The organism is Cobetia sp. MC34 (genome assembly GCF_018340035.1).
In the GTDB taxonomy this organism is placed as follows: Bacteria; Pseudomonadota; Gammaproteobacteria; order Pseudomonadales; family Halomonadaceae; genus Cobetia; species Cobetia amphilecti.
Genome location: NZ_JADPPY010000012.1, coordinates 91,245 through 111,054, shown reverse-complemented (window position 1 = coordinate 111,054; position 19,810 = coordinate 91,245). Strand labels below are relative to the sequence as shown.

Annotated in this window: 14 protein-coding genes; 3 read left to right on the top strand and 11 right to left on the bottom strand. The window is 61.2% G+C overall.

Going from position 1 to position 19,810, the window contains the following annotated elements:
- Nucleotides 1–456: 456 nt before the first annotated feature.
- Nucleotides 457–1,308, bottom strand: coding sequence for a CDP-diacylglycerol--serine O-phosphatidyltransferase (pssA, locus tag IZU87_RS08915; RefSeq protein WP_054556944.1), 852 nt, complete (start codon nucleotides 1,306–1,308; stop codon nucleotides 457–459).
- A 209-nt stretch (nucleotides 1,309–1,517) separates the two neighbouring features.
- Complete coding sequence (gene ilvC, locus IZU87_RS08910; RefSeq protein WP_213114286.1) at nucleotides 1,518–2,534, bottom strand: ketol-acid reductoisomerase; 1,017 nt, start codon at nucleotides 2,532–2,534, stop codon at nucleotides 1,518–1,520.
- A gap of 320 nt (nucleotides 2,535–2,854) precedes the next feature.
- Here ilvC and ilvY point away from each other — a divergent pair, with 320 nt between their 5' ends.
- A complete protein-coding gene (ilvY, locus tag IZU87_RS08905; protein WP_043337230.1) occupies nucleotides 2,855–3,784 on the top strand; it encodes an HTH-type transcriptional activator IlvY in 930 nt (309 codons plus the stop codon).
- A 74-nt stretch (nucleotides 3,785–3,858) separates the two neighbouring features.
- Here the strand turns inward: ilvY and ilvN are convergent, their stop codons facing one another.
- The 5 genes from ilvN to rluD all read right to left on the bottom strand — a co-directional run bounded on the left by ilvN (nucleotide 3,859) and on the right by rluD (nucleotide 11,398).
- Nucleotides 3,859–4,350, bottom strand: a complete 492-nt coding sequence (ilvN, locus tag IZU87_RS08900; RefSeq protein ID WP_043337227.1) for an acetolactate synthase small subunit — start codon at nucleotides 4,348–4,350, stop codon at nucleotides 3,859–3,861.
- A complete protein-coding gene (locus IZU87_RS08895) occupies nucleotides 4,350–6,074 on the bottom strand; it encodes an acetolactate synthase 3 large subunit (protein ID WP_043337225.1) in 1,725 nt (574 codons plus the stop codon). Before IZU87_RS08895 ends, ilvN begins: the two co-directional genes overlap by 1 nt.
- A 578-nt stretch (nucleotides 6,075–6,652) precedes the next feature.
- Nucleotides 6,653–9,301 (bottom strand): ATP-dependent chaperone ClpB, encoded by a 2,649-nt coding sequence (gene clpB, locus IZU87_RS08890; protein WP_213114285.1) that lies wholly within the window; start codon nucleotides 9,299–9,301, stop codon nucleotides 6,653–6,655.
- Between the two features lie 327 nt (nucleotides 9,302–9,628).
- The gene (pgeF, locus tag IZU87_RS08885; RefSeq protein ID WP_043337183.1) at nucleotides 9,629–10,405 is read right to left on the bottom strand and encodes a peptidoglycan editing factor PgeF; all 777 of its coding nucleotides are present in this window, start codon (nucleotides 10,403–10,405) and stop codon (nucleotides 9,629–9,631) included.
- Nucleotides 10,406–10,444: 39 nt separating this feature from the next.
- Nucleotides 10,445–11,398, bottom strand: a complete 954-nt coding sequence (rluD, locus tag IZU87_RS08880) for a 23S rRNA pseudouridine(1911/1915/1917) synthase RluD (RefSeq protein WP_054556942.1) — start codon at nucleotides 11,396–11,398, stop codon at nucleotides 10,445–10,447.
- Between the two features lie 94 nt (nucleotides 11,399–11,492).
- Here rluD and IZU87_RS08875 point away from each other — a divergent pair, with 94 nt between their 5' ends.
- The gene (locus IZU87_RS08875; RefSeq protein ID WP_054556941.1) at nucleotides 11,493–12,296 is read left to right on the top strand and encodes an outer membrane protein assembly factor BamD; all 804 of its coding nucleotides are present in this window, start codon (nucleotides 11,493–11,495) and stop codon (nucleotides 12,294–12,296) included.
- 142 nt (nucleotides 12,297–12,438) lie between these two features.
- Here the strand turns inward: IZU87_RS08875 and IZU87_RS08870 are convergent, their stop codons facing one another.
- Nucleotides 12,439–14,073: an NAD+ synthase gene (locus IZU87_RS08870; RefSeq protein WP_213114284.1), complete on the bottom strand. Its 1,635-nt coding sequence runs from the start codon at nucleotides 14,071–14,073 to the stop codon at nucleotides 12,439–12,441.
- A gap of 180 nt (nucleotides 14,074–14,253) precedes the next feature.
- On the opposite strand from IZU87_RS08870, the gene IZU87_RS08865 reads away from it, so the two are divergent.
- Nucleotides 14,254–14,517, top strand: coding sequence for a PP0621 family protein (locus IZU87_RS08865; protein ID WP_043337174.1), 264 nt, complete (start codon nucleotides 14,254–14,256; stop codon nucleotides 14,515–14,517).
- A gap of 49 nt (nucleotides 14,518–14,566) precedes the next feature.
- On the opposite strand, the gene thiO is transcribed toward IZU87_RS08865, so the two are convergent.
- From thiO to IZU87_RS08850, 3 genes are all read right to left on the bottom strand, one after another.
- Nucleotides 14,567–15,712 (bottom strand): glycine oxidase ThiO, encoded by a 1,146-nt coding sequence (gene thiO / locus IZU87_RS08860; protein ID WP_213114283.1) that lies wholly within the window; start codon nucleotides 15,710–15,712, stop codon nucleotides 14,567–14,569.
- Nucleotides 15,713–15,844: 132 nt separating this feature from the next.
- A complete protein-coding gene (locus tag IZU87_RS17900; RefSeq protein ID WP_052384920.1) occupies nucleotides 15,845–16,306 on the bottom strand; it encodes a type IV pilin protein in 462 nt (153 codons plus the stop codon).
- 84 nt (nucleotides 16,307–16,390) lie between these two features.
- The gene (locus tag IZU87_RS08850; protein WP_213114282.1) at nucleotides 16,391–19,807 is read right to left on the bottom strand and encodes a pilus assembly protein; all 3,417 of its coding nucleotides are present in this window, start codon (nucleotides 19,805–19,807) and stop codon (nucleotides 16,391–16,393) included.
- Nucleotides 19,808–19,810 lie beyond the last annotated feature (3 nt).

Below are 19,810 nucleotides of genomic sequence, written 5' to 3'. Positions count from 1 at the left end.
GCACTTGATGATGAGTCAGTCGACTGCCTCTAAGCATCATCAAGCGGTGAGGAGCGTTGCTCGATCACCTGTTCCGTAAGGAGTGCGACGTATTCTAGCGAATCGCCCGGGATTGTCAATCGATGATCTTCGAAGCGGACTTCAAAAACCTCAAGCAAAACAACCACCTGCAAACCTCTTTCACCGCTGGTAACGCCATGCGTCCCCGGCAGCGGATGCGTACTTTACGCACGAACCACCGTGAGGGCAAGGGCTTTTTCAAGAGATTGTCATTCTCGGGACATACGGGTGACATCTCTGCTCTGCCTTTCTCTCCCCTCCTCATACTACTTCTCTTTTCTTCTTGTCCTCGTCGCGCCGTTGCTTGCTGACATCTTCCCCCGGCCAGAAACGCATTCGGCCCCGCCAGGAATGGCGGGGCCGAATATCGATCATCACATTGCTGACAGCTGACGCTTACTTGTTACCGCGCAGCTTGCGCCCCAGCGCCATGATCGGGCCACTGGCGACATAGCAACCGAACAGGCCCAGCAGCATCACGGACGGCTCCAGCGAGATGACCACGAAGGCCAGCACGATAGCGAGCAGCGCCACGAAGGGCACCGGCCCCTTGAGGTCGATTTCCTTGAAGCTGTAGTAGCGGATGTTCGACACCATCAGGATACCGGCAGCCGCGACCACGAAGACCATCAGCGACTTGAAGGCGAAGGTCTCGGCGTCGAAGTTGTGCATGGTCCATACGCAGCCGGCCACGAGTGCCGCCGCTGCCGGGCTCGGCAGACCGATGAACCACTTCTTGTCGGTGGAGCCGATCTGGACATTGAAGCGCGCCAGACGCAGCGCAGCGCCTGCCACGTAGACGAAGGCGGCGATCCAGCCGATCTTGCCGACATCCTGCAGAATCCAGCTGAAGGTGACCAACGCCGGCGCCACGCCGAAGGACAGCATGTCCGCGAGGCTGTCGTACTCGGCACCGAAAGCGCTCTGGGTGTTGGTCAGGCGCGCCACACGACCGTCCAGGCCGTCGAGCACCATCGAGACGAAGATGGCGATGGAGGCGTTGGCAAACTCCCCGTTCAGCGCACACACCACAGCGAAGAAGCCGGAGAACAGCGCGGAGGTGGTGAACAGGTTAGGCAGCAGATAGATGCCACGCCGACGAACGGGCTTGCCGTCCTCGATGGCTTCTTCCACGACCTCGCTGTCGTCGGTGAACTCCTCCACTACCTTGTCCAGCACTGAACTGCTGCGGCGTGTCTGTGCTTCGGGGGCTTCGTCTGCGCCGGGATGTCGATTTTCGTCAGTCATGGGATTCCTTGCATCATGCCTCGTCGTGGCAGGGTAACCACATTCTACACCTGCCAGTGAGCGCGAATAGTGGTGACACCCTAGCGGCCTCACCGTCGACTGTCACTTCCCTCTCCCATTCGATAGCGCTTATAGAGCAACAACGCAAGCGGGGCGCCCTCCTGATGGAGAGCGCCCCGCTCATTTCACGCCGGATCCAATAGCCAGGATCAGTTGCGTGACTTGTCGACCAGCTGGTTGGCAGTGATCCACGGCATCATGCCGCGCAGCTTCTCACCAGTCTGCTCGATCGGATGCTCGGCGTTCTGGCGACGACGGGCCGTCATGGACGGGTAGTTGGTGTTGCCTTCCTGGATGAACATCTTGGCGTATTCACCGCTCTGGATGCGCTTGAGTGCATTGCGCATGGCGACACGGGACTGCTCGTTGATGACTTCGGTGCCGGTCACGTACTCGCCATACTCCGCATTGTTGGAGATGGAGTAGTTCATGTTGGCGATGCCGCCTTCGTACATCAGGTCGACGATCAGCTTGAGCTCGTGCAGACACTCGAAGTAGGCCATTTCCGGTGCGTAGCCCGCTTCGGTCAGGGTCTCGAAGCCCATCTTGACCAGCTCGACCGCGCCACCACACAGGACAGCCTGCTCGCCGAACAGATCGGTTTCGGTCTCGTCCTTGAAGGTGGTCTCGATGATGCCGGTACGGCCGCCGCCGACGCCTGCCGCGTAGGACAGTGCGATGTCCTTGGCCTGGCCAGTCGCATCCTGGTGGATGGCGATCAGGTCCGGGATACCGCCGCCCTTCACGAACTCGGAACGCACGGTGTGACCCGGTGCCTTCGGCGCGATCATGATGACGTCGAGGTCAGCACGCGGCACGACCTGGTTGTAGTGGACGTTGAAGCCGTGAGCGAAGGCCAGGGTCGCGCCCTGCTTCAGGTTCGGTTCCACCTGGTTCTCGTAGATGGCCTTCTGGTTCTCGTCCGGCGCCAGGATCATGACCAGGTCGGCAGCCTTGACCGCTTCCTCGACTTCAGCAACCTTCAGACCAGCCGCTTCGGCCTTGGCCCAGCTGGAGGAAGAGCGACGCAGGGCTACGGTGACGTCGACGCCGGATTCCTTCAGGTTGTTCGCGTGGGCGTGGCCCTGGGAACCGTAACCGAGGATGACCACTTTCTTGCCCTGGATGAGGGAGAGCTCACAATCCTTGTCGTAATAGAGTTTCATCGTCATTGCTCCTGGCGGCTCACCCCGTCAGCGGGATGGCGTGAGATCTTGAAAGAGTGTCTGTTGTTCTTGCGACCCTTCCCGCAAGGGAAAGGCGTATGACAGTGTCCAGCGCCGACGGCCATCTGTCTCGGCCGCTCTGCGTCCTGGGGAGGTCGTGCGCCTTGGATCAAGGTCTGCCGTCCTCCTCCTGCGCGGCGATGAGTCCACCTTACCTGCACCTCGACATTGCGTAAAATGCTATATTTGCACCATCATATGCCATATTGCGCAACACAAGGCATTTCCCTCTACAGCACTCACCGACAGCGGACTCCGGCATGGACAATCGTCAACTCAAGCAATTCCTGACCCTCGCCGAAACGCTGCATTTCGGGCGCGCCAGCACAGCCTGCCACCTGAGCGCCTCTGCCCTGTCACGTGCCATCCGGGCCATGGAGGAAGAGCTGGGCGTCAGCCTATTCGAGCGCGACAACCGCAGCGTCGCGCTGACACCGGCGGGTGAACGCTTCCGTCGTCATGCTCGCGAACTTCTGAGTCAATGGGATGACATTCGCCAGTCACTGCTGGAAGACAGCGATGAACTGCGCGGCGAGCTCTCCCTGTATTGCTCGGTGACCGCCAGCTACAGCTTTCTCTACGAGATTCTGGCCACCTTCCGTGCCCGTCATCCGCATGTAGAGCTCAAGCTGCATACCGGCGACCCCGCCGTGGCCTTGGAGCGCGTCCTGATGGGGCACGAGGACCTGGCGATCGCCGCGCGCCCCGACGTGCTGCCTTCCCGACTCGCCTTCACCGACTTCGCCGAGTCGCCACTGCGCTTCATTGCCCCGCGTCGTGATGGCCCCGGCCAGCAACTGGAAGGCATCGGCGAGGCGGACGATTCGGCGGCGGGCGACGACCACATCGACTGGACGCGCGTGCCGATGATCCTGTCGGAGACCGGCCTGGCGCGCGAGCGCTTCGATGCCTGGTGCCATACACGCGGCATCAAGCCTCGCCTGTATGCCCAGGTCGCCGGCAACGAGGCCATCGTCAGCATGGTCGGGCTGGGCTTCGGGATCGGCGTGGTGCCGCAGATCGTGCTCGACAATTCGCCGCTGGCCGACCAGGTGCGCATCCTTGATGTCGATCCGCCGCTGACCCCCTACAAGGTCGGCCTGTGCGTACAGGAAAAACGCCTGCGTCACCCGCTGGTGCGCGCATTGTGGGAGCAACTGCCCGGCTCGCCGCAGCGCCCCGCTGACTGATACCTGACAGCGAGCCAACGAAAACGGCGCCCCGAGGGGCGCCGTTCTTGTCTTGCGATTCCACCACCACCGTCTTACAGGCTCAATACCTTCTCACCGCGGGCAATGCCGGAGACACCGGTACGTGCCACTTCCAGCACACCCACCGGCTGCATCGCCGCCAGGAAGGCATCCAGCTTGCCACCGTCGCCGGTGATCTGGATGGTGTAGAGGCTCGGCGTGATGTCGACGATCTGGGCACGGAAGATGTCCGCCGTGCGCTTGATCTCGTCACGCTGGGCGCCCAGCGCCTTGACCTTGACCAGCATCAGCTCGCGCTCGATGTGGCTGCCCTCGGTGAGATCCACCAGCTTGACCACATCCACCAGCTTGTTGAGGTGTTTGGTGATCTGCTCGATGACGCGATCTTCACCGACCGTGGTGACGGTCAGACGGGACAGGGTCGCGTCTTCGGTCGGGGCCACGTTGAGGGTCTCGATGTTGAAGTTGCGCTGTGAAAACAGGCCGACGACCCGTGACAGCGCGCCCGGTTCGTTTTCCATCAGAATGGAGATGATATGGCGCATCAGGTCCGCTCCGTCTTCGTAAGCAGCATGTCACGCATGGAGCCGAGAGGCACCTGCATCGGGTAGACGTGTTCACGCGGGTCGACATAGATGTCGAGGAACACCAGCTCGTCCTTGTTGCGGAAGGCTTCTTCCAGCGCAGGCTCGAGCTCCTCCACCGTGTGCACCTTGATGGCACGGAAGCCATAGGCACCCGCCAGCTGCACGAAGTCAGGCAGCGACTCCATATAGGAATGCGAGTGACGGGACTTGTAGTTCAGGTCCTGCCACTGACGCACCATGCCCAGCGACTGGTTGTTGAGGTTGATGATCTTGACCCCGATCCCGTACTGCTTACAGGTCGAGAACTCCTGCATCATCATCTGGAAGCTGCCTTCACCGGTGAACAGCACCACATCGTCTTCCGGGTAGGACATCTTGATGCCCATGGCCGCCGGGAACCCGAAGCCCATGGTGCCCAGACCACCGGAGGTGATCCAGCGGTTGGGGCGCTGGAACTTGTAGTACTGGGCGGCGAACATCTGGTGCTGACCGACATCGGTGGCAACGAAGGCTTCACCCCGCGTCGCACGGTGCACGGCTTCCACCACCTGTTGCGGCTTGAGCGGCTCACCCGGGGCGGACGGCTCATACAGCTTGCCTTCACGCTCGGCACGCCAGCCATCGATCTGGGACCACCAGGCCTCCAGTGCATCAGGATTGGCCAGCTCGCGACCCTGCACGAGGCTGATCATCTCGTTGATCACGGCATCGGCCGGACCGACGATCGGCACATCGGCGCGCACGGTCTTGGAGACCGAGCTCGGGTCGATGTCGACGTGGATGATCTTGGCCGTCGGGCAGAACTTCGAGGTGTTGTTGGTCACGCGGTCATCGAAGCGCGCACCGATACAGATGATCAGATCGGTGTGGTGCATGGCATTGTTCGACTCGTAGGAGCCGTGCATGCCGGGCCAGCCCAGACACTGCCGATCGCCCTGCGGGTAGGCACCGATGCCCATCAGCGAGGTGGTGATCGGGAAGTTGAGGCGGCGCACCAGGTCAGTCAGCGCTTCGCTGGCACGCCCGGACACCACACCACCGCCGGTGAAGAACAGCGGGCGACGTGCCTTGAGCATCAGCTCGACGGCTTTCTTGATCTGGCCGCTGTGGCCACGGGTGACCGGGCTGTAGGAGCGCATGCGTACCTTCTTGGGGTAGCTGTACTCATAGCGTTCGGTCGGGGCGGTCATGTCCTTCGGGATATCGATGACGACCGGCCCCGGGCGACCACTGGAGGCCAGATAGAAGGCCTTCTTGATCACCTCGGGAATCTCGCTCGGGTGCTTGATCGAGAAGCTGTGCTTCACGATCGGGCGAGTCACACCGACGATGTCGGTTTCCTGGAAGGCGTCTTCACCGATCAGGTGGCTGGCGACCTGACCACACAGCACGACCATGGGGATCGAGTCCATGTAGGCCGTGGCGATGCCGGTGACGGCATTGGTCGCGCCCGGGCCTGAGGTGACCAGCACCACACCCGGCTTGCCGGAGGCGCGCGCGTAACCATCGGCGGCGTGGGTCGCGGCCTGCTCGTGACGGACCAGAATGTGCTGGACCTTGTCCTGGCGGAACAGGGCGTCATAGATATGCAGCGCCGCTCCACCGGGATAGCCGTAAATATATTCCACGCCCTCGTCATGCAGGGCGCGGGCGATCATGTCAGCGCCGGAAAGCAATTCCACTTGGTTATTCTCCCCTGGAGGTCTCGAGTGCGTCCGGCGGCAATGCGCAAGCCGGATCGAGTGCGACCTGAATGTCGCTACCGCAGAAATTGCGGCACCTGATGCCAAACCCTGGCGTCTGCGGCCCGGTTAGGGCCTGCACTCTTGTCGCATCGGTTGGATGCGGTCGGGGCTGATGGCCGGTCGGTACGGTTGGCGTACCCGGACCGGCGTATCCTTTGACAGGCGGACAGCGACTCAGCGTCTGTCCTTCACGCGGCGCTTCGAGGGTCGCCCGAATGGCCGCGCCCGCAATCAGGAATGGTCAAGAGTCCAACAGCCGCAAGGGGCTGTCAACTCAACCTTACGCCAGTGTGCGCCGCCTGCGCCAAATGCCACACCGATAACAACGAATCCGGCCATAAGCGTGCGTAAAACCTCACCAATGGCGATAAATTCGCAATTTTCTGCTTCGTGAATTTCAGCATGCCTCACGCCGGGTTGTCTTTTTGCGCCCGGGCGGCAGACACAAGAACGCCCCACCGCAAGCGGAAGGGCGTGCTTCCGTCACGGTGGGGCGTCACTCACGGGCGCGCGAATCAGCGCGTGAAGGTCAACTCCCCGCCCTCTTCGCCGACATGGATGACGTCACCGGGCACGAAGTCACCGCCCAGCAGGGCCTGGGCCAGCGGGTTCTCGATGCGGCTCTGGATGGCGCGCTTGAGCGGGCGAGCGCCATAGACCGGATCGAAGCCGGCCTTGGCCAGCAACGCCATCGCCGGGTCGGTGATCTCGAAGCCGAGATCACGCTCGGCCAGACGCGCCTTGAGACGCTCAAGCTGGATGCCCGCGATGGAGGCGATCTGCGCCTGTCCCAGCGCGTGGAACACGACCACTTCATCGATGCGGTTGATCAGCTCCGGGCGGAAGTGATTGCCGACGACTTCCATCACCGCCGTCTTCATGTCGTCGTACTGGAAGGCCGCCTTGCGCTCGGCACGCTCGTCGGCGCTTTCCGTACTGCTCTCGTCTTCCGCCAGCTCGCCATTGAGGCCGCTCATGCGCTGGATCATTTCCGAGCCCAGGTTGGAGGTCATCACGATCACGGTGTTGCGGAAATCGACGGTACGCCCCTGACCATCGGTCAGGCGGCCATCTTCCAGCACCTGCAGCAGGATGTTGAAGACATCCTGATGCGCCTTCTCGACCTCATCAAGCAACAGCACGGAGTACGGCTTGCGGCGCACGGCCTCGGTCAGATAGCCGCCCTCTTCATAGCCGACATAGCCGGGAGGCGCGCCGATCAAGCGAGCCACGGAATGCTTCTCCATGAACTCGGACATGTCGATGCGCACCATCGCCTCTTCGGTGTCGAACAGGAAGTTGGCCAGTGACTTGCAGAGCTCCGTCTTGCCGACACCGGTCGGGCCGAGGAACAGGAAGGAGCCGTTGGGACGATTCGGATCGGACAGCCCAGCGCGTGAACGACGCACTGCATTGGATACCGCGATCACCGCCTCGTCCTGGCCGATCACCTTCTCGTGCAGCGCCTCTTCCATGCGCAGCAACTTGTCACGCTCGCCTTCGAGCATCTTGGCAACCGGAATGCCGGTCCAGCGCGAGACGACCTCGGCAATCTCCTCCTCGGTGACATTGGAGCGCAGCAGCACGTGGGCGGAGGTATCCGCCTCGCCGTCGCCGGCTTCGCTGATCTGCTTCTCGAGCCCCGGAATCACGCCGTACTGCAGTTCCGACATGCGGCTGAGATCACCGGCGCGACGCGCCTGCTCCAGATCGATACGCGCCTGCTCCAGCTCGGCCTTGAACTGGGCCGCGCCCTGAATGCTGGACTTCTCGGCCTTCCAGACCTCATCGAGGTCGGCGTATTCCCGCTCCAGCTCCGAGATCTGGTCCTCAAGCGCGCCGAGACGCTTGAGCGCCGCCTCGTCGGTTTCCTTCTTGAGCGCTTCACGCTCCATCTTGAGCTGGATCAGGCGGCGGTCGAGACGGTCCATCTCCTCCGGCTTGGAATCCAGCTCCATGCGGATACGTGACGCGGCCTCATCGATCAGGTCGATCGCCTTGTCCGGCAGCTGGCGGTCCGTGATGTAGCGCGAGGACAGCCGTGCGGCGGCGATGATGGCGCTGTCGGTGATGTCGACCCCGTGGTGCACCTCGTAGCGCTCCTTCAGGCCACGCAGGATGGCGATGGTGTCTTCCTCGCTGGGCTGGTCGACCTGCACCTTCTGGAAGCGGCGCTCGAGTGCGGCGTCCTTCTCGATGTACTGACGATACTCGTCAAGCGTGGTGGCACCGACACAGTGCAGCTCGCCACGCGCCAGCGCCGGCTTGAGCATGTTACCGGCATCCATCGCGCCTTCGGCCTTGCCCGCGCCGACCATGGTGTGCAGCTCGTCGATGAACAGGATGACCTGGCCTTCTTCCTGCGCCAGCTCCTTCAGCACCGACTTGAGGCGCTCCTCGAATTCGCCGCGGAACTTGGCCCCCGCCAGCAGCGAGCCCATGTCGAGGGACAGCACGCGCTTGTTCTTGAGGCCTTCCGGCACCTCGCCATTGACGATACGGCTGGCCAACCCCTCGACGATGGCGGTCTTGCCGACGCCGGGCTCACCGATCAGCACCGGGTTGTTCTTGGTGCGACGCTGCAGCACCTGGATCGTGCGGCGAATTTCCTCGTCACGCCCGATCACCGGGTCGAGCTTGCCATCCCGCGCGCGCTCGGTCAGATCCAGGGTGTACTTGTTGAGCGCTTCGCGATTGTTCTCGGCATCGGCATCGCCCACGGCTTCGCCACCGCGCAGCGCATCGATGGCGGACGTCAGGGCGGGCTTCTTGATGCCCGAGGAGGTGAACAGCTTGCCGAGATCACCGCCCAGCTCCAGCGCGGCCAGCAGCGCGAGCTCGGAGGCGATGTATTGATCGCCGCGTTTCTGCGCTTCGCGATCGGCCAGATTCAGAAGCTTGCCGAGGGCCTGCGAGGGCGCGACATTGCCGTCGAACTGGGACACGGTGGGCAGATCATCCAGCTGGCGCTTGAGGCCACTCATCAGGCTGGTGGCATCGCCGCCCGCCTTGTTGACCAGTGCCTTGAGCCCGCCATCGCGGTCTTCCAGCAGTGCCAGCAGCAGATGCTGCGGGTGAATTTCATTGTGGCCTCGCCCGACGGCGAGCGACTGGGCATCCGCCAGAGCGTTCTGCAGCTTGCTGGTGAGTTTGTCGATGCGCATGGTGCCTTCTCCTGAGAGTCATGGCGGTACTCCTTTTCTCAGGAGCTTCGCCTGTAACATTTCGTATCTGACTCTCAAGATGGGGGCTGGCGCACGGCTTTCAAGGCAGGATTCGCCGCGCTGCAGCATGTTGTGGCATTTGCCTGATCCAGGTCAGATTCCCGCCACCACGACGACCCGCCGCCCTCGCCGGCCATCATCTTTGCCACACACAGAAACGCCCCGCCAACCTGAGACATCAGGTCAACGGGGCGTTTGTGGGTACTGCATGTCGAGCTGGCGGAATGCGCTGATCCAAGTCCCGATCAGAGATTCCTGATCAGCGCCTCAGCGCAGCCAGATGACCGTGGCGAGGCGTCCGGTCACGCCATCATCACGCCGATGGGAATAGAAGCGGGATTCAGAGGCGGTACAGAAGTGGCCGCCACTGACATGACCGACTCCGGCACGCTCGAGACGCAGGCGTGCCAGCTTGTAGAGATCACCCATGTAGTGCCCGAGCCGGTAGGGGCTGGCCTCGAAGGCGTCATCGGCCTCGGGCAGATCCGCGATGAAGGCATCACGCACCTCGGGGCCGACCTCGAACTGTGCATTGGAGATCGCCGGGCCCAGCCAGGCCATCAGCTCGCCGGGGTCATCACCGAGACGCTCGATGGTGGCTTCCAGCACGCCTTCGACCAGCCCGCGCCAACCCGCGTGCGCCACACCGACGCGCGTGCCCTGCCGATCACAGAACAGCACCGGCAGGCAGTCCGCCGTCATCACCACACAGGCCTGCCCGGTGCCGGTACTGATGCAGGCATCCGCCCGTGGCGGCGCATCCGGCCGGTCTTCGGCGTGGCAGACATCGAAGGCATCCACCACCTGAGTGCCGTGTACCTGATCCAGCCACGCCAGCGGACGCCCATCATCGACCTCCGCCGCGAGCAGCTCGCGCACCTGCGCCACCATCGCCGGGTCATCGCCGACATGCAGCGCCGGATTGAAGCCGGCATACGGCCCCTGGCTGGGGCCGCTCTCACGCGTGGTCACGAAGGCCTGCACCGGGCTCGGCGCGGGCCAGTCCGGCAGTATCAGGGTCGGGCGTAGACTCTCGTCGTGCATAACCTCTCCTTGTGCGGCGTGTCGCGCGAGCCTGCCGCCTCAGCGAGCGATGTCTTCCTTGAGATAGTCGATCAACACCAGCATGTCGCCCGGCATCTCGGCGCGGAATTCGACTTCCTTGCCCGTGATCGGGTGGATGAAGGCGAGACGACGGGCATGCAGTGCCTGGCGCGGGAACTGACGCAGCAGCTCCTTGAGCGGGTCACTGGCCCCCGGCGGCAGCTTCAGACGCCCGCCGTAGACCGGATCTCCGACCAGCGGATAGCGCTGGTGCGCCATGTGCACGCGAATCTGGTGGGTACGCCCGGTTTCCAGCTTGCAGCGGATATGGGTGTGACCCCGGAAACGCTCCACCACGCGGAAGTGGGTGACCGCCGGCTTGCCACTGTGAGTGACGGCCTGACGCTTGCGGTCCTTGGGGTGACGCCCGATGGGCGCATCCACGGTGGCACCGGAGGTCAGCACGCCCGTGACGACGGCATCGTACTCGCGCGACACGGTACGGGCCTGCAGCTGCTCGACCAGGTCCGCCTGGGCGGTCAATGACTTGGCCACCACCATCAGGCCGCTGGTGTCCTTGTCGAGACGGTGCACGATGCCGGCACGCGGCATCATGGAATTGCCCGGACAATGATGCAGGATGGCGTTGAGCAGCGTGCCATCGTGGTTACCCGCGCCCGGGTGCACGACCATGCCGTGCTCCTTGTTGATGACCAGCACGTCGTCGTCTTCATAGACGATCTCGAGCTCGATATCTTCCGGCTCGTGGCTGACTTCCTCTTCCAGCTCGGCGGTCAGGGCCAGACGTTCACCGCCATAGACCTTCTCGCGGGGTTTGACGGCGGCACCGTCGAGGGTCAGCGCACCGGTCTTGATCCAGTGCTTGAGACGCTCGCGGGAATAGTCGGAGAAGATCTCGGCGCAGGCCTGATCAAGGCGCATGCCAATCATCGCCTCCGGGATCCGCTCTTCGCGGTTGATGGTGTCTGCCATATTGCTCTCTGAGGCCGTTTCGCACGAAAGGGCCTTTGCTTTATAGTGAGTGCGGATCGGCGGATTCTAGCATGCCCGCCATGGATTGCCCGAGATGAGGAAACCGATGCGCGCCCTTCCCTTGACTGCCCTCGCCCTGGCCAGCACCTTGCTGGCTGGCTGTGCGTCCAACGAGCCGGCACCGGATCTTCAGGAGCAGGACCTGTATCGTCAGGCCCAGGTTTCCCTGGATACCAGCCGCTTCAACTCCGCTGTGCAACAACTTGAAGCCCTGGATACTCGCTTCCCGTTCGGCAGCTACGCCGAACAGTCGCAGCTGGAGCTGATCTACGCCTATTACCAGGTCGACAACTGGGAGGCGGCACGCGCCGCGGCCAGCCGTTTCATTCGCCTGCACCCCGATCACCCGCAGGTCGATTATGCCTACTACATGCGTGGACTGGCAGCGTACAGCGCGGGTCGTTTCAGCCTGGAATCCCTCGATCTGATCGATATTTCCAAGCGTGACCTGGGCGCGACACGCGATGCCTATGTCGACTTCGGTGAGCTGGTACGTCGCTTCCCCAACAGCACCTACGCGGCAGATTCCCGTCAGCGCATCATCTATCTGCGCAACGTACTGGCGCGCGGCGAGCTGCAGACAGCCGATTTCTACCTGCGCAAGCAGGCCTATCTGGCTGCCGTGAAGCGGGGTGAGTGGGTCATTGAGCACTACCCTAACACTCCTGCCACCCGCGATGCGCTGGCCGTGATGGTCGAGGGCTATCTGGGCCTCGGTCTGCGTGACCGTGCCAGCGAAACGCTCAAGGTGCTGATCCAGAATGATCCGGACAACGAACGTCTGGATGGTCGTACCTTCGAGCCGCGTTACGTGAAGGCTGACGACCTGACGGTCTGACGGTCTGACGGTCTGACGACCGGCAGGCGTCACCATCGAAAAGCCCGTGATCATCGATCACGGGCTTTTTCGTGCTGCCAGCATGGCCAGAATCGTCGGATTCAGGCGCTTTCAGCGTCTTGCGCAAAGAATCCGCAATCCGTCATTCGCCGGCCACCCAGCCATTGACGATCGGGTAGCGACGATCCCGCCCGAAGCCGCGCGGCGTGACGCGCACGCCTACCGGTGCCTGACGACGCTTATACTCGGTACGGTCGACCAGACGCACCACGCGATAGACATCCTCTTCCTCGAAGCCTGAGCGGATGATCGCCTCGGCGCTCATGTCACCCTCGATATAGTGGGTGAGAATCGCATCCAGGGTGTCGTAGTCCGGCAGCGAATCGCTGTCGAGCTGGTCTTCGGCGAGCTCGGCGGACGGCGGGCGCGTGATGACGCGCTCCGGAATCGCCGGACCCATGGTGTTGCGCCAGTTGGCGAGACGGAACACCCAGCTCTTGTAGACATCCTTGAGCGCGTTGTAGCCGCCGACCATGTCGCCGTAGAGCGTGGCGTAACCCACCGCCATCTCGCTCTTGTTGCCGGTGGTCAGCACCATCAGGCCCTTCTTGTTGGAGATGGCCATCAGCAGCACGCCACGGCACCGCGACTGCAGGTTCTCCTCGGTGGTGTCGCGCTCGCTGCCGGCGAAGCTCTCCGCCAGGGTCCCGGTGAAGGCCTCGACCATCGGCGCGATGGGCATCACCTCGTAATTCACGCCGAGCAGCCTGGCCTGCTCGGCGGCGTCTTCCTTGGAGATGTCCGCGGTGTAGTGATACGGCATCATCACGGCGTGCACGCGGTCCGCGCCCAGCGCATCGACGGCGATGGCCAGCGACAGGCCGGAATCGATGCCCCCGGAAAGCCCCAGCACCACACCCTTGAAGCCGCTCTTGTTGACGTAGTCGCGCAGCCCGGTGACCAACGCACAGTAGAGTGACTCCTCCGGCGACAGCAGCTCGGCGATCTCGCCACTCTGCGGCACCCAGTTGCCACCCTCTGCCTTGAGGAACTGCACCGGCATCAGGCCGACATCCCACCACGGCGCCTGCACGCAGGTCTTACCGTCGGCATCGATGGCGGCAGAGCCCCCGTCGAAGACCAGCTCATCCTGACCGCCGATCTGATTGACGTAGACCAGCGGGCAATTGACCTCGGCTGCCCGCTCGGCGAACAGCTGATTGCGCTCGGCCGGCTTCTCCAAGTGATAGGGCGAGGCGTTGAGGCTGACGAGAATCTCGGCACCGGCATCGCGCGCCTGACGGATCGGCGCGCCGTCCCACAGGTCTTCGCAGATGACGATGCCCAGGCGGGCACCACGGCACTCGACCACACACGGCTCGCTGCCCGGCGTGAAATAGCGCTGCTCATCGAAGACCTGATAGTTGGGCAAGGCCTGCTTGGCATACTCGGCGATCCACTCACCATCCTTGAGCACGCCGGCCAGGTTGTAGCGCTTGCCGTCACGCATGCCGGGGTAGCCGACGATGACCATCACGCCCGGCGCGACCTTCTTCGCCATCTGGGCGCGCGCCTCCTCAAGGCGGGATTCCATGGACTCGCGCAGCAGCAGGTCTTCCGGCGGGTAGCCGGTCAGACACAACTCGGGCAGCACTACGACATCGGCCTTGTGCTCAAGACTCGCTTCACGCACCGATTCGATGGCACGCGCAGTGTTGCCGGGAATATCACCGACCAGCGGGTCGAGCTGGGCCATCACCAGAGTCAGATCTTGCATGCGGTAAGGATCTCTCGATTGGCGGTTCGATAAGGGGCCAGTACACTGTGGCCAGACATCTGGCTCAGATCACTGAGCCGTGCACCGGCCCACCTGTCATCATGTTGGCCGCCATTGTCCCGCAAGGTCGCGCCGCTGGCAAAAGCCACGCGCGCCGCCTCATCTGGGAGTCATATAGGAATGAGCCTGTTGATCATCCGTCTGCTGGTTTTCGTCGCCCTGTTCTGGGCCGGCCTGCGCCTTTACCGCATGTATCGCCAATGGAAGCTGAGCCAGGACGACTACGGCAACGACAGCCCCGCCGAACGCGAGGCGCAGAACATGGTGCGCTGCGCCTACTGCGACCTGCATCTGCCGGAAAATGACGCCATCCGCCATGAGGCGCTGCACTTCTGCTGCCAGGAACACCAGCAACACTTCCTCGACGAAGGGCCGCGCAAATGATTCGCCACCGAGACGAGATGCTCGATGGCGAAAGACGGCAACCAATCCCTCAGGCCCAGCGGGTCTCACCGGCATCTGACGACGCATCCAGCGCAGCGATCTCGGCCAGCAGGGTCTCGGGCTGGTAGGGCGCGGGGTCGATGATCGGCGTGCGCCCGAGCAGTTGATCCGCCAGCAGCCGGGTCGAGGCCGGCGCCAGTACCAGTCCATTGCGGTAATGGCCGGCATTGACGTGCAGGTGGCGGCGTTCAGGCACGGCACCGATGAAGGGCGTACCGGTCGGCGAACCGGGGCGCAGTCCCGCCCAGTGGTGCTCGACCTCACACTCCGCCAGCGCGGGAATGATCTCGCAGGCGCTCTTGATCAGTGACTCGCGCGCCTCGGCGGTGGTCGCCTTGTCGAAGCCGACCTCCTCCAGCGTCGAGCCAGCCACGATGCGGCCATCGCCCCGCGGTATCACGTAGCGACCATTCTTGAGCACCACGCGCTCCACCAGCCCCTTGGGTGCCTTGAACAGCACCATCTGGCCGCGTACCGGCCGCACCGGCAGCGCAAGCCCCGCCTCACTCAGAATCTCTCGACTCCAGGCACCACCGCAGACCACGACCTGGCCGGCAGACAGCACCGAATTGGCGGTCTGTACGCCAATGGCGGTGTCGTCCTGCAGCAGAATGCCCTGCACCGCGACATTCTCCAGCAGCCGCACGCGCGGATGAGCGTCGAGCGCGGCACGCAGTGACTTGCCCAGACGCGGATTGCGGATGCTGCCCAGCGTCGGCATCCACAATGCCGACTCGCAGCCGGGCGCGACCGCCGGTGCCTTGTCATAGACGAAGTCGGCGTCCACGCGCGTCAGCGACTTGGCATATTCCCGGGACCAGGCCAGTGCCTGCTCGGCGTCCTCGACATTCAGGTACAGCAGGCCCTGCTGGCGATATTCGGGGTCGATGCCGGTGGTCTCGATCAGGCGCTCGGCCAAGGTGGGGTAGAAGCCTTCCGACCAGGCAGACAGGCGCGAGATCGGCGCGCTATAACGCCACGGATACAACGGCGAGACGATACCGCCACCCGCCCATGACGCCTCACGCCCACACTGGCCTCGCTCGACCAGCGTGACCTCGGCACCGCCATCCGCCAGCTCCAGCGCGGTCAGCATGCCGATCACGCCACCGCCTACCACCACAAAGTCATTCACGCCTGTTCGCTCCTGCCATCAGCCCGGGAAAGGGATCAAGAATACGCCGCCCGCAAGGCGGTGCAAGCGAGCCGCGTGCAATCCAGCATTGCGCAGAGCCTCCAGCATTGAGCAGAGCCGAGCGCTTCACGGCTACCAGCAATCGCCATCGCCTTCAGCCGTCCGGCGCCCGGTACTACTCAAGCTCAAGGACTTGCACTCAGTATCGCGAGCCTGAACACCTGTCGCCGTCGCCTTGACAGTAAAAGCAGTTGCATTGCCATCAAGACTCAATGTGTAAAAGCCATCAGGCGACGTGGTCGCACGCCCCAAACCGTCATCATCACAGCTCGAGCCACCCCCGATACTGGATGAGTATTCACCACAGCGCGCCATGTAGCGCTCCTGCGCCTGTGCCAGCGACACCAGCGCGACATGAGCGTCCTCGCGGTGGGTACGCAGAACATGATTCTGGTAACTGGGATACGCGATGGCAGCCAGAATGCCGACGATGGCAACCACTATCATCAACTCGATCAGACTGAAGCCCCGCCCTCTTCGATAAGCGCTTGACTGACTGTCTATACGCTCATTGGCAATGGCTTGTTCAATCATGGGCATGTCCTGTCGTGAAACAGCCACCGCGGCAAGTTGCGGTGGCTGACATAAGAAGTAAAAGTACACGCTTTACCGAAAGCTTCAGCGCAGCTGGTACCAGGAGACACGGCCAGATGTCGCAGACGTCTGCACATTGAGCTCGAACGGAGTAACCGTGCCAGGGTCGCTGCCACTGGCCCCTGTAGCGACAAAGACATGATTGCCAATACTGGCCAGGCCACTAGGCTCACCAGAGAGTTTGATGCTGACCAGGATATTGCCAACCTCAGGACCAGCTTCATTTACTGTTCCAATAAGATCTCCATCATCGAAGCTACTGTCTCCATTGAGATCGAAAATCGGGACATAGCTTGAGTTGCCGCTATCGTAAGACGGCAAACCAGTCTGTACGTCGACCGCTATCAACCAGCCACTACTATTGGCTTCACAGAAGTTACTGCCGCCGCCGTCAGTGCGTGTTGAGACGACCAGCAGATTGCCCAGCAAACTGGCAGGCTGGACGACCTCCTCGCCAGCATCAACGAGATCCAGATACCAGCCGAAGCGTGACTCCTTGTCACTGGCTAAAGGCTGCTGGCCGTAATCAAAAAGCTGGCCATCCAGCGTGCGCCCGACAATCTCTCCCTCAGCATGCTCCACACCAGTAAACTCACGCTGCTCAAGCTGCTCACGCCCCAGGCCGAGATGCTGGCCGTCATCGAGCACGGTATACAGACTTTGCTGGCTGGCCACGTCATCATCAATCGGCGTATAGAGCTGTTCACCCGTGCCGAATGACACAAGGAGATTGGGCTCTTCCATGGTATTCGTCGCACCAGAGAGGCGGCTCAATGTCGGCTTGACCGTGATCGGCTGAACACTCCCGCTGGCGCAGCCTTCACTACTATCCGAGTCACAGGTGGCAGTGAAAAGCAGACTGGACTTCCACTCCGCTGGGTCCCTCTCACTAAGGTCAAACTTCCACATTCTCCCCTGCATATCACCGCCGTAAGCAAAATCGATCGTGCCGTTGCCATCAAGGTCAGCGACCTGAAGGCTGGTGAGTTCTCCTGCATCACTCCCGCCGACAAGCTTGGCTATCGCGGTACCAGACGTCAGCTCACGCAGAAACAGAGTGACAGAAGCCTTGTCGTTCTCCGGTTTGAGTCCATTGGGGATCAGCAAGGCCTGCTGGCCATTGTTGAGTTGACCAACATGAACACTGCCATAGACATAGCCGATATCCTTATCCTTGAGGCCATTGCGGTTATTGGCGACCCCAAACTCCCAACCTGCCAGTCCAGCAGCCGAAACCTCATTGCCTTTGACGGCATCCGAGACATTGAGCACAAAAACCCCACGGCCACCGCCGCCCAACCCGGACGCCAGCCAGGTACTCCCATCAGCTAACGTCGTCACACGTGGTACGGCATCAACATAATAACGATGCTGGTAACCGGTGCTTGCCAGATAACCGAGCCCTTCTCCATCTTCCTTGCTGAACAACAGCTCAGGAATATACGCGAACTGCTCATCGCCAGACTCGAGATCAAAGGCATGCAACATGCCGTCATTGGCTCCCACAAAGACACTGCCCTGCTCATTTCCGCCATCGCGAGTCACAACGACTGGGGAAGATCCAATGATATCGCCCAACACGCTACCCTGACGGGTACGCAGGCCCTTACCCTCGAGTGCGCGACTCCCCTTGAGCCAGGCAACCACCGCCTCGCGCCCCTCTCTTTTGCTCAGATCATCGGGCGCATAACGCTCCAGATCCTTCTGCTGCGCACTGGTGAGGTTGCCCTCTGACAACACGACTGTTGAACCGTTATCCGCGGTATAGACCTTGCGACTGGCGACTCCTGACTTATTGAGATTGGCCGTCAGCCTGTCCGATGCATTCCATACAGGGGCCTCTTGGTTTGCCTCGAATGTCTCGCTATCCACCACTTCGGCATCGGAGTCTCCCTGAGCCACTGCCGATACCGCCGTGACTTCCCCCGACCAGCTGGCGGGGGAATAGCTGACCTGAAGTACGACACCACCTGCTTCAACCTCCGCAGTACTCAGATTGGTCGCCACACCGCTGACACTCTCACCACGCGCCACGATATCTCGCGAAATGGCTGCCAGAGCATCGACCAAGGCCGCAGGATCAGCGGCATTGAAGTAGAGCCCGCCCCCATCTTCCGCAGCTTGCTTGAGGTCATCGATGGTGCTGGAGGTCGATTCCTGCACATATCCAGGTATGTCGCTATTCAGCCGAGTATTCCACCTGTCATCATCAGCCTCGACACCAAATGCGACGGTATAGGTCGTCATCACCTGGTTCTCATAACTACCACTACCCAATGATTCCTTGAGGTCCTTGTTCGCGTAGTAATAGGCAACATCAGCCAATGTCGTTTTGCCTCCGTATCCTCCATTGGAGTAATACCAACGTCGCCCATCATTATTTGCATCTCCGATCGATTCAACGCGAGTACGATCGCCACTGGTACTTTCGCGGTTCCAGAAACCATCAGTAACCAGAATGGTGAAGTTTTGCTGACACATGCCGCCCAAATCAGCACTCATGATAGGTGAGCTATCACCGCGATAATATTCGCCAGCACGATAGAGTGCTTCACGCAATGGTGTGCCGCGATAACTATTGACACTACTGATTACACTGGTAGCAATGGCATCACGCACATCGTCGAAGTGCGCATTGGTATTGACAGCGGCCCCACCAAGAGCAGAACCCAAAAGACTGCCGACCGCATTTAGTATCTTGGTGATAATATCATCGACTGGTACTTGTTGAGCTGTATCAGAATCTGGATTGATCGTCATGAAGCCAGTACGATATTGCGTCCCTGTCAACAGCTCCAAACTGGCCGCCTTACCCACACTCAGACGATCTCGATAATAGGTAAACCAATTAGCATAATTTTGTTTTTGTGCAGGTAATAGATCTGAAACTTCATATTTTACACTGCAACCACTACCAGCATTACCACTATCCACATAATAGGAAAAACCACGCTTACGATCTGTCAAGTCAACGCGATTTCCTGAGACATCGCCTTTAGAATAATCAATCAAAGCATTTTCTGGATCACTATCATCGGCCCGAGCGCCATCTTCCTCTAGCTTCCAAGGAAGATAATCAAGATTTGGATTATAGGCCTGCGAGTTATATGACGAACAGAAAAAATGCTTATCAAGCTCATACTGGGAGAACACATACTTCCAGCTGCTATTCCAATTACAATAACTGGAACAACGCCAATCGTATCCGAATAGCTTATCATAACCACGAGGCGACCCCCCGCCTTCTACTGTATCTTCAAAGGACATTGACCCAGAATCATCCAACAACAGCAGAACATTCGGAGTGACACCCACGTTCTGGGTAATCGGCAGCTGTGAGAGCGTACGCTCGTCATTTGAAGAGGCAGCAAAGCTTGCTGTAGTGATAAATGCCAAGCCATACATAGGCAGCAGGCAATAACGTAAAGTACGCGGAGTCATGTC

Excerpts from the sequence above, each read along its gene's own strand:
- pssA (WP_054556944.1), bottom strand. The coding sequence starts at position 1,308 with ATGACTGACGAAAATCGACATCCCGGCGCAGACGAAGCCCCCGAAGCA.
- ilvC (WP_213114286.1), bottom strand. The coding sequence starts at position 2,534 with ATGAAACTCTATTACGACAAGGATTGTGAGCTCTCCCTCATCCAGGGC.
- ilvY (WP_043337230.1), top strand. The coding sequence starts at position 2,855 with ATGGACAATCGTCAACTCAAGCAATTCCTGACCCTCGCCGAAACGCTG.
- ilvN (WP_043337227.1), bottom strand. The coding sequence starts at position 4,350 with ATGCGCCATATCATCTCCATTCTGATGGAAAACGAACCGGGCGCGCTG.
- clpB (WP_213114285.1), bottom strand. The coding sequence starts at position 9,301 with ATGCGCATCGACAAACTCACCAGCAAGCTGCAGAACGCTCTGGCGGAT.
- pgeF (WP_043337183.1), bottom strand. The coding sequence starts at position 10,405 with ATGCACGACGAGAGTCTACGCCCGACCCTGATACTGCCGGACTGGCCC.
- rluD (WP_054556942.1), bottom strand. The coding sequence starts at position 11,398 with ATGGCAGACACCATCAACCGCGAAGAGCGGATCCCGGAGGCGATGATT.
- IZU87_RS08875 (WP_054556941.1), top strand. The coding sequence starts at position 11,493 with ATGAGGAAACCGATGCGCGCCCTTCCCTTGACTGCCCTCGCCCTGGCC.
- IZU87_RS08870 (WP_213114284.1), bottom strand. The coding sequence starts at position 14,073 with ATGCAAGATCTGACTCTGGTGATGGCCCAGCTCGACCCGCTGGTCGGT.
- IZU87_RS08865 (WP_043337174.1), top strand. The coding sequence starts at position 14,254 with ATGAGCCTGTTGATCATCCGTCTGCTGGTTTTCGTCGCCCTGTTCTGG.
- IZU87_RS17900 (WP_052384920.1), bottom strand. The coding sequence starts at position 16,306 with ATGATTGAACAAGCCATTGCCAATGAGCGTATAGACAGTCAGTCAAGC.
- IZU87_RS08850 (WP_213114282.1), bottom strand. The coding sequence starts at position 19,807 with ATGACTCCGCGTACTTTACGTTATTGCCTGCTGCCTATGTATGGCTTG.